At 75.1% G+C, this 9,283-nt stretch carries 9 protein-coding genes; 4 read left to right on the forward strand and 5 right to left on the reverse strand.

What is annotated here, in order from left to right; all coding sequences use genetic code 11:
- Nucleotides 1-40: 40 nt before the first annotated feature.
- The gene (locus E4P39_RS21150) at nt 41-685 is read right to left on the reverse strand and encodes a hypothetical protein (protein WP_209306655.1); all 645 of its coding nucleotides are present in this window, start codon (nt 683-685) and stop codon (nt 41-43) included.
- Between the two features lie 304 nt (nt 686-989).
- Here E4P39_RS21150 and nucS point away from each other — a divergent pair, with 304 nt between their 5' ends.
- From nucS to E4P39_RS21170, 4 genes are all read left to right on the forward strand, one after another.
- Nucleotides 990-1,661: an endonuclease NucS gene (nucS, locus tag E4P39_RS21155; protein WP_135138608.1), complete on the forward strand. Its 672-nt coding sequence runs from the start codon at nt 990-992 to the stop codon at nt 1,659-1,661.
- 59 nt (nt 1,662-1,720) lie between these two features.
- Complete coding sequence (locus E4P39_RS21160) at nt 1,721-2,173, forward strand: hypothetical protein (RefSeq protein ID WP_135138610.1); 453 nt, start codon at nt 1,721-1,723, stop codon at nt 2,171-2,173.
- A gap of 112 nt (nt 2,174-2,285) precedes the next feature.
- A complete protein-coding gene (locus tag E4P39_RS21165; RefSeq protein WP_135138611.1) occupies nt 2,286-4,067 on the forward strand; it encodes a 3-hydroxybutyryl-CoA dehydrogenase in 1,782 nt (593 codons plus the stop codon).
- 6 nt (nt 4,068-4,073) lie between these two features.
- Nucleotides 4,074-4,379 (forward strand): hypothetical protein, encoded by a 306-nt coding sequence (locus tag E4P39_RS21170; RefSeq protein WP_135138613.1) that lies wholly within the window; start codon nt 4,074-4,076, stop codon nt 4,377-4,379.
- Here the strand turns inward: E4P39_RS21170 and E4P39_RS21175 are convergent.
- The 4 genes from E4P39_RS21175 to E4P39_RS21190 all read right to left on the reverse strand — a co-directional run bounded on the left by E4P39_RS21175 (nt 4,376) and on the right by E4P39_RS21190 (nt 8,979).
- Complete coding sequence (locus E4P39_RS21175) at nt 4,376-5,017, reverse strand: class F sortase (protein WP_135138615.1); 642 nt, start codon at nt 5,015-5,017, stop codon at nt 4,376-4,378. The genes E4P39_RS21170 and E4P39_RS21175 overlap by 4 nt on opposite strands.
- 10 nt (nt 5,018-5,027) lie before the next feature.
- On the reverse strand, nt 5,028-5,882 hold the full coding sequence (locus E4P39_RS21180; RefSeq protein WP_135138617.1) for a DUF4397 domain-containing protein: 855 nt from the start codon (nt 5,880-5,882) through the stop codon (nt 5,028-5,030).
- 120 nt (nt 5,883-6,002) lie between these two features.
- Complete coding sequence (locus tag E4P39_RS21185; RefSeq protein WP_135138619.1) at nt 6,003-7,832, reverse strand: hypothetical protein; 1,830 nt, start codon at nt 7,830-7,832, stop codon at nt 6,003-6,005.
- 43 nt (nt 7,833-7,875) lie between these two features.
- The gene (locus E4P39_RS21190; protein WP_209306656.1) at nt 7,876-8,979 is read right to left on the reverse strand and encodes a hypothetical protein; all 1,104 of its coding nucleotides are present in this window, start codon (nt 8,977-8,979) and stop codon (nt 7,876-7,878) included.
- Between the last annotated feature and the right edge of the window lie 304 nt (nt 8,980-9,283).

The raw sequence follows: 9,283 nt of genomic DNA on the forward strand, positions 1-9,283 counted from the left end.
CGGCCCTCCTCCCGGAGGCCGGGCCGGTCTGCGTCCGGGCTCAGCCGGCCAGGTCGGCGCAGCCGGACTCGTCGGGCAGCAGCGGCCGGAAGAGCACCGACCACCGGGTGCCGTCCGCGGAGAGCCAGGGTGTCAGCAGGTTCGCGCCGCCGGCCGCCTCGATCACGGCGGTGGCCTCGGCGCCGGTGGCGGTCACACAGGACAGGTCGGGGAGACCGCCGAGCGGCGTCCCGGGCAGCGCCGGGCCCGGCCACGGCACCGGCTCGGGGCTCAGGCCCTGGGCGATGTCCTCCTCGGGCGCCGTCCAGGGGCGGACGACCCCCGCGACCGCCGAGGGCACGTACGGCAGGGGCGGCTCGTCGCCGGCCTCGGTCAGCCCCAGACCGGTGACGGCGGCGAACAAGTCGCTCAGCTCCCGGCGGGCGGCCTCCTGCGCCGGCGTGAGCCCGTCGGCCGGCCCGCCGGCCGTCTCGGCCAGGCCGTACACCTCGCGGACGTAGGTGGCGTCCGCGGTGACGAGGGTGAACCGCGTGGAGGGCACGTCGGCGATGGGCGGCATCCCGAGGTCGCCGGTCTCCGCCACCCCGGCGGCGAGCGCGCGCTCGGCCAGCCCCTGGACGCCGTCCCTGCCGATGTCGACGACCTGGACGTTGGGCCAGGCGAAGCCCGGATAGATGGCCGGCACCGGGCCTCGGCGATCACCCGTCCGTCGGCGTAGACGCTGGTGATCGGCAGCCGGCCGGCCAGCATCTCCGGCGGGACGAAGCCGCCGACGTACTCCACCCGCAGGACCAGCGCGGCGTCGGCCGGCAGCTCCGCGGACGGCGGGGGAGCCGGCGCCGGGGTGGCACCCCCGCGCTGCGCGCAGCCGGTCAGCACGAGCAGGGCCGTGAACGCCGCCGCGGCGCGGTGGGTTCCGGGACTCGTCACACATCCAGGACGCGGTGCCCCCCGGGCGGGTTCCAGCCGTACCGGTAGCGTCGGCGCCCGTGCGTCTGGTCATCGCCCGCTGCTCCGTCGATTACATCGGGCGGCTCACCGCTCATCTGCCGATGGCGACCCGTCTCCTGCTGGTCAAGGCCGACGGGTCGGTGTCCATCCATGCCGACGACCGGGCCTACAAGCCGCTGAACTGGATGAGCCCGCCGTGCAGCCTCAAGGAGGACCTGACCGACGGCGCGGGCACCTGGACGGTGACCAACAAGGCCGGCGAGCAGCTGATCGTCACCATCGAGGCGGTCGAGCACGACTACTCCCAAGAGCTCGGCGTGGACCCCGGCCTGCAGAAGGACGGCGTGGAGGCCGAGCTGCAGCGGCTGCTGGCGTTGCACGTCGAGACCTTCGGGCCGGGGTGGTCGCTGGTGCGCCGGGAGTACCCGACGGCCATCGGCCCGGTCGACCTGCTCTGCCGGGACGCCGCCGGCGCGGTGGTGGCCGTGGAGATCAAGCGGCGCGGCGAGATCGACGGCGTCGAGCAGCTCACCCGGTATCTCGAGCTGCTCAACCGCGATCCGCTGCTCGCCCCGGTCAAGGGCGTCTTCGCGGCCCAGGAGATCAAGCCGCAGGCGCGCGTGCTGGCGCTGGACCGCGGCATCGACTGCGTGACGGTCGACTACGCCGTCCTCAAGGGCACCGACGACCCGTCCGCGCGCCTGTTCTGAACAGCACCTGGAGGTGCAGCGGTGAGTGCGGAGGGCGACGACCGGACCCCGGGGTGCCCGTGAGCGACGAGGTGATGGCGGCCATCACGACGGCCCAGCAAGCGGCCCTGAGCGGTGACCGGCCTCGCGCACGCGAGCTGTTCGGCGAACTGTGGACGCGGATCGGGGACGACGGGGATCCCACGCATCGCGTGACGCCGGCGCACTTCATGGCGGATCTGCAGGACGACCCGTCGCAGGAGCTGGAATGGGACCGCCGGGCGCTGGCGGCGGCCGACGTGCTCACCGACGACCGCGCCGCCTCCTTCCACCCCTTGCTCACGGTCAGGGGCATGCGCGCGTCGCTCCACGCGAGCCTCGCCGCGGACTACGAGCGCCTCGGGCGGCTGTCGGAGGCGCGGGAGCAGCTGCACCTGGCCGAGGCCGCCGAACCCGACCTTCCGGACGGCGGATACGGCGAGCTCGTGCGCTCGGCGATGGCGGGCCTGCGGGAGCGGCTGCGGCAGCATTGATGGCGGCGGCGGGCCGCGAGCCCGTCAGGTTACCGACGGGTAGCGCCCCGCACGTGCCGATCGAGCGGGTGAGAGACTGGCCGGGATCGGCGGACCCTGGAGGAGTGGCAGCGTGGCCAGAGAACTGAACGAGGTCGGGGTCGTCGGACTCGGCACCATGGGAGCCGGCATCGTCGAGGTGCTCGCGCGGGCCGGCCTGTCGGTGACCGCCGTCGAGATCAACGACGACGCCGTCGCTCGGGGACGTGGCCACCTCGAGCACTCCACCGGCCGTGCCGTCAGCCGCGGCAAGCTCGACCCGGCGGACCGGGACGCGATCTTCGAGCGGATCCGGTTCAGCACGTCGCTGGAGGACCTCGCGAACGCCGAGCTGGTCATCGAGGCGGTGCCGGAGCGCATGGAGCTCAAGGCCGAGGTCTTCACCGCCCTGGACAAGATCTGCCCGCCGGACACGATCCTCGCGACCAACACCTCGAGCCTCTCGGTCACCGAGCTCTCGGTGGTCACCGGCCGGCCGAGCAAGGTCATCGGCATGCACTTCTTCAACCCGGCGCCGGTGATGAAGCTGGTCGAGGTCGTACGCACGGTCGTCACCGAGCAGTCCGTCGTCGACGACGTCGAGGCGCTGGCCGGCCGGCTGGGCAAGGTCGACGTGACGATCGGGGACAAAGCCGGGTTCATCGCCAACGCCCTGCTGTTCGGCTACCTCAACCACGCCGTCTCGATGTTCGAGAACCGGTACGCCAGCCGCGAGGACATCGACGCGGCCATGCGGCTGGGCTGCGGCCTGCCGATGGGCCCGCTGGCGCTCATGGACCTCATCGGCATCGACACCGCCTACGAGATCCTCGACACGATGTACAAGCAGTCGCGCAACCGGCTGCACGCGCCCAGCCCGGTCATCAAGCAGATGATGACCGCGGGCCTGCTGGGCCGGAAGGTCGGCCGCGGCTTCTACACCTACGCCGGGCGCGACTCCGCCGAGGTGGTCGCGGACGCCGCCACCCCGGCCGAGGGCGGCGCCGCCGCGGGGGCGCGGCCGGTGCGGACCGTCGGCGTCGTCGGCTCCGGGACGATGGCCACCGGCATCATCGAGGTCGTCGCGAAGGGCGGCTTCGACGTCCTCTTCGTGGCCCGCGCCCCCGAGAAGGTCGAGGCGGTCCTCAAGGCCCTGACCCGGTCCCTGGACAAGGCCGTCGTCCGCGGGAAGCTGGACGAGGCCGGCCGGGACGCCGTCCTGGCCCGTGTCAGCGGCACGACGTCGCTGGACGACCTCGCCGACCGCGACCTCGTCATCGAGGCGGTCGTCGAGTCGCTCCCGGTCAAGGAGGCGCTGTTCTCCGCGCTCGGCGAGATCGCCAGGCCCGGCGCGGTGCTGGCCACCACCACGTCCAGCCTCCCGGTGATCGAGTGCGCGAGGGCCAGCGGCCGTGCGTCCGACGTCGTGGGCATGCACTTCTTCAACCCGGCGCAGCTGATGAAGCTGGTCGAGGTGGTGTCCACCATCTCCACCGCACCCGACGTCGCCGCCACGGCGCACGCGGTCTCGGCGCAGGTCGGCAAGCACGCCGTCTCCTGCACCGACCGGGCCGGGTTCATCGTCAACGCTCTGCTGTTCCCCTACCTCAACGACGCCGTGAAGATGCTCGAGGCTCACTACGCCACGGCCGACGACATCGACGCCGCCATGAAGGTCGGCTGCGGCTACCCGATGGGGCCCTTCGAGCTGCTGGACGTCGTCGGGCTGGACGTCTCCCTGGCCATCGAGCGTGAGCTCTACACGGAGTTCCGCGAGCCCGGCTTCGCGCCGGCACCGCTGCTCGAGCACCTGGTCACCGCCGGCTACCTGGGGCGCAAGACCGGCCGCGGGTTCCGGGACTACGCCGGCCGCTGAGCGGCGGTGCCCCGTCGGCGACCCCGGGCCGGGTCACGTCCTCCGGGACGTGACCCGGTCCGTCGCGCCGAGACCGTCGAGGAGGCGACGGACGGCGACTGGGTCGTCCGGCCGCTGTCGGGTGCCTCGACGGGCAAGACCTACCGCTGTCCCGGCTGCGACCAGGAGATCCGTCTCGGCACGCCGCACGTGGTGACCTGGCCGGCCTACGCCCGGGACAGCGACCTGGAACCGTGGGACACCGACTCCGCCGCCGACCGCCGCCGGCACTGGCACACCGCCTGCTGGCGTGCCCGGGGGAACCGCCGCTAGACCGGCTGCGGGGCCGCTCTCGCGTAGACGACGACGTTGTCCAGATAGCTGCGGTCGGCCTGGTCGAAGTCCCCGCCGCAGGTGACCAGCCGGAGCTCGGCCCCCGTGGTCGGCCCGTAGACCTCGGCGGTAGGGAAGTCGTCCTTCGCGTACCGGGCCACGCGCGTGACGGCGAAGCGCACCGTCGTCCCGTCGGCGCGGTCGACGAGCACTTCGGCGCCGACGGAGATCTCGTCGAGGCGGAAGAAGACCGCCGGTCCGGTCCAGGAGTCGACGTGCCCGGCGACGACCGCCGGGCCGACCTCCCCGGGCACCGGCCCGCCGGTGAACCAGCCGGCCCGCCCGAAGTCTCCCGGCGGGACGAGAGCGCCGGCCGCGTCGGTCCCGAGCCGCTCGAGCGTGCTGTCCACGCCCACCGACGGGACGCGGACACGGGTGGGCGCCGCCCCCGCCGGCGCGGCAGCCGCCAGCGTCACCGGCGGCGGAGACGGAGGAGCCGTGGCCGAGGGCGGTGCGGAGGGCGAGGGCGGTGCGGAGGGGGCGGTCAGGGCGAGGACGCCGCCGGACGCGGCCACCACGGCGAGGACCAGCCGGGCGAGGGTGGGACCGACCCGGCGGGGCGCCCGGTGCCGGCTCACGCGGAGGGCCTCAGGACCCCGCGCCGTGGCGCGGGCGGCCGGCGGGCCGGCGGCGCAGAGAGACGAGCAGGCCGGCCGCGGCCAGGACCGCGACGCCGAGGACGGCCGCCCACGGGCCGGCAGGGACGTCGTCGGCGGAACCACCAGCACCCGCGGCCACCCCGCCCACCGGCATCGCGCCCGTCCCGGCTGCGTCCAGCAGGGGCATCAGCTTGAGCCCGCCCTCCGGCGCATCCAGGACCAGGACGCTGTACACCGAGCCGGCGGCGAGGTCGAGCGGCAGGTCCGTCGCGGCGGCACCCTGGGGGGTCACCCGCAACGACGTGGACCCGCCCGGGACCTCGAGGTAGTCGGTCGCGGCCGCGAACTCCACGCCGGATGCGACGGACCCGCCGCCGGTCAGGGACACGTCGAGGGCACCGGCCGACGGGGCCGCGGCGACGACGCGCATCCGGGCCGAGCCGGCCGGCGGGGGCGCCAGATCGTCGTCCAGGACCTTCAGTCCGAGGGCGGCGAAGTAGCCCAGCCCGGCCACCGTGCGGGCGCTGCCGGCGGCGATGTCGACGGTGGTCGAGAGGACCGCGGGAGTGTCCGCCCCCGCTCCGGCGGTGCGCATCGCCACGGTGTACGTGCCGGCCGGGACGTCCTGGTACTCCGACACGGTGCCGTAGCCGACGCCCTCCAGCACGATCCCCGCATCGGGATCGGCCACCGAGTCGACGTAGACGTCGACCGCCGGAGTGTCCGGACTGAGGTGCGCCAGGCGGAGGAAGCCGCCGTCCGCCGCCATGGCGCCCGGCAGACCGGACAGCGATCCGGCCGTGGCCAGGAGGGTTACGCAGAGCGTGCGCGCCAGTCGCCTCATTGGGGACCTCCGGGAAGACGGGCCCGCACCGGAAACGGGGCCGGAGAGGCCCACTGTTCAGCACGGCCCGCGCGGGGGAAACCCCGGGGCCGCCCCTCAGGCCGCCCGCGACCCCGGCGTTCACGGTGCCGAGGCGCTGACCAGGGCGTCCGGGGCCGACACGTAGGCGAACTCGATCCGTACGCCCTGCTCGGTGGAGGTCACGGCGTCCGGGGCGAACGGTGGCAGCTGGGCCTCCAGCCAGGCCACCAGCCGCTCCGTCGCCGGCGCTCCCGGCACCAGCGGGTCCCCGGCGAGGCGGTCGACGAGCGCGCGTCGGGCCAGGGGTCCCTCGCGGGGCTCGCCGTCGGCCAGGGGGAAGTCCTGCACCCCGACCCCGTACTGGGCGCCCAGAGCGGCCAGGACGGAGAGCAGCCGCGGATCGACCTCGCCGGACCCGAGGACGTCGGCGGCCCGCTCCCCGGGCGTGGTGGCGGGGTTGGCCAGGAGTGCCGCGGCGAGGGATCGCCGGCGGGTGAGCTCCTCGCCGGTGGGGATGCCGGGAGCGGGATCCACCACCAGCAGAGGGCCGGCGGCGCCGTCGCCGGGAAACCGGGCCAGCACCATGGCGCCGTCCGGCGGCGCTCCGCTGAGGACGGTGAGCACGGTGGTCTGCGGCTCGTCGGGCCGGGCACCGGGCGGCCCCACGGCGTCCGGGCCGGCGCCGGCATGGATCAGCTGTGCCCGGAGCGGGTTCTCGGCGACGAGGTGGATGTCCCGCGACTGCCCGGTCCGGGCCCAGTCGATCACCGCTCCGGCCGGGTTCCGGCCGGCCGCGGTCGAGGCCGGGGTGCGGAGGAGCACGACGACGGTGGTGAGGGCGGCGGCAGCGAGAACCGTCGCCCCGGCGATCCGCAGGACCCGCCGGGTCGTCTCCGGCCGCGGCCGGACGAGGCTCCGCGCCAGGCCGGCGGACAGGACCGCCGCGACGGGCAGGCAGACCACCAGCGCCGAGAGCCGGCCCGAGGGCAGCTGCGTCAGCAGGGTGGTGGCCACCAGTGCGAACGCCGGGACGCGGAGGGAGTCGAGGGTGGCGACGGCGAGGCCGCCGATGACGACGAAGACCAGCGCGGCGGTCAGGAGCGCCCCGGGTGCCACGCCGGAGGCTGCCGCGCCCGGTGCGGGATCTCCGAGCAGCAACGCGACGGCGACGGCCCCGCCGCCGAGCAGCCCCGCTGCGATAAGCCGTGCCCGGCGGGTTCCGCGCGGTGCGAGGACCCCGGTGAGCAGGGCGGCCGCCCCGCCGGTCAGCAGCAGGACGAGCACGTCCGGGGCGAGCAGCACCGCCAGGACGGTGGACACCAGCGCGATCCCGAGCCCGGTGCGGGAGGGACTCCCTCCCACGGTCAGCAGGGCTGCGAGGAGCAGCCACGGGACGGCGAACCGGGCGGGCAGGTCCAGGAGACCCATGGTCGACAGCAGCGGCGGCACGCCGGCGACCAGCATCGCCACGGCCGTGCTCGCGGAGCCGAAGCCGAGCCGGCGGGCTGTGCCCCAGAGGAGCACGGCGGACACCACGGTGACGACGAGGAGCAGCTCGCGGCCCGCTGTGACCAGGGTGTCGGCCCGGTCGAAGGCGCGCGTGACCGCGGCGTACACCGCCATGTGCAGGGCGGCGAGTCCATCGGGGGAGAAGACGGCTGCGGACGCTTCGTCCCGGGTGGCCGTACGGAGGAAGGCCTCCGCGCTGAGCAGTCCCTCACCAGGCCGCGCGGCCTGCCGCACGGCCTGCAGGCCGAGCAGGGCGACCAGCACGAGCGCGGCCGACGGCCAGAGGACGGCGGCCGGCAGCCGCGGACGGTAGGTCCGGGCGGCGCGGTGCCGGTGACGAGAGGGTGCCGGGTCCGGTGCACCGGACGGGTCCTGGGGGGCGCGCCTGCCGAGCACGGCACCTCCCGGAGGACTGGTCATCCGCGGACCGCGGCCCCGCTGCGGCCCGCGGGTGACCAGGCGGTCAGCTCACCGGCTGGTCGATGACCTGCGTGGCCGGGGACTGGGGCACCGCGGTGGCGCCGGTGCGGGGCGGCATCGGCAGCTGGCGGGTGGGCTCGGACGACCGGTGCTGCGCCGACGACGACGCCGAGCCGGTGGGGGCCTCGGGCCGGGTGGGCTGCCGCGCCGCGGCGGCCTCGCCCTCGGCACGGGCGACCTGGGGAGCGGACGGTGCCGCCGGCTGACCCTGGGGGTGGACGGCCTGGGGCTGCGGCTGGGACTCCGACGCCGTCGGCCGCTGCGCCTCCGGCGCGGCGTCCGGCTGGCGGTCACCCAGGTCGGGCAGGGACCCGAGCAGCTGACGGGCCTGGAGCAGCCGACCGGTGAGCTCGTCGCGGATGTCCCGGATCGCCTCGGCGCGGGCCTCGGCCTCGGCCACGATCTGGGCGGAGTGCTGCTCCGCGGCGGCGATGCGCTGGCGAGCGGCCTGCGTGGAGACGCGCTCCCGCTCGTCCTCGGCCGCGGCGGCCTCGGCCCGGCGCGCCCGCTGGGCGATGTCGAAGTCCTCCTCGACCTTGGCCCGGCGTGCCTGCGACTCGGCGTCGAGCCGGGCCACCCGCTCCTGGGCCTTGGCCACGAGCTCGTCGGCACGGAGCTGGGCCTTCTGCGCGATCTGCTCGGCGCTCTGGCGGGCCTCGGCGAGCATCCGCTCCACCTCGGCCTGACCGGCGGCGTGCCGCTCGAGCAGTGCCCGCTCCTCGGCTGCGGTCTGCTCCCGCACCGCCTGGGCGTCGAGCTCGGCGGCGCGCCGGATCTCGCCGGCCTCCTCCTCGGCGAGCTGCAGCATGTGCTGGATGCGCTCGCTGATGTTCTCGAAGGTGGGGGCGTTGGCAGTGGCGGCCTTGCGGCGGAGCGACTCGATCTCGGCGTGCATGGCCGACAACTGGGCGCCGAGGTCGGCGGATCGGCCCACGGCCGCGTCACGGTCGGCGATCGCGATCCGGAAGTCGGCCTCGAGCCGCTCGATCGTGTCGGCGACCTGGCTGCGGTCGTAGCCCCGCAGCACGACGTCGAACGAGTGCTGGGCCTCGTGGGTCGGCAGCAGATCGCGGCGGGGGTCGGTCATGGGGGTCATCCTCGCAGACGGCGAAACGCTCCGTGAGCGTCTCGCGGGGAGTCGGGCACCATGCGTCCCGGCCGTCACCGGGGTCACGCGGTCCGGGTGGAACAGCCGGCTGCCGCCAGTATCCCCCGGGAGGTCCCGGCGTGCCGTGACCTCCCGGGGGATCAGATCCCGCGGAACCGGTTGATCGCCTCGAGGTGTCGTTCGCGTTTCTCGGTGTTGCGGACGCCGAGGCCGTCGGTGGGGGCGAGGGTCAGCACGCCGACCTTGCCCTGGTGCAGGTTGCCCTTGACGTCGCAGGCGGCCT

It is taken from the genome of Blastococcus sp. CT_GayMR19 (genome assembly GCF_004570385.1).
In the GTDB taxonomy this organism is placed as follows: Bacteria; Actinomycetota; Actinomycetes; order Mycobacteriales; family Geodermatophilaceae; genus Blastococcus_B.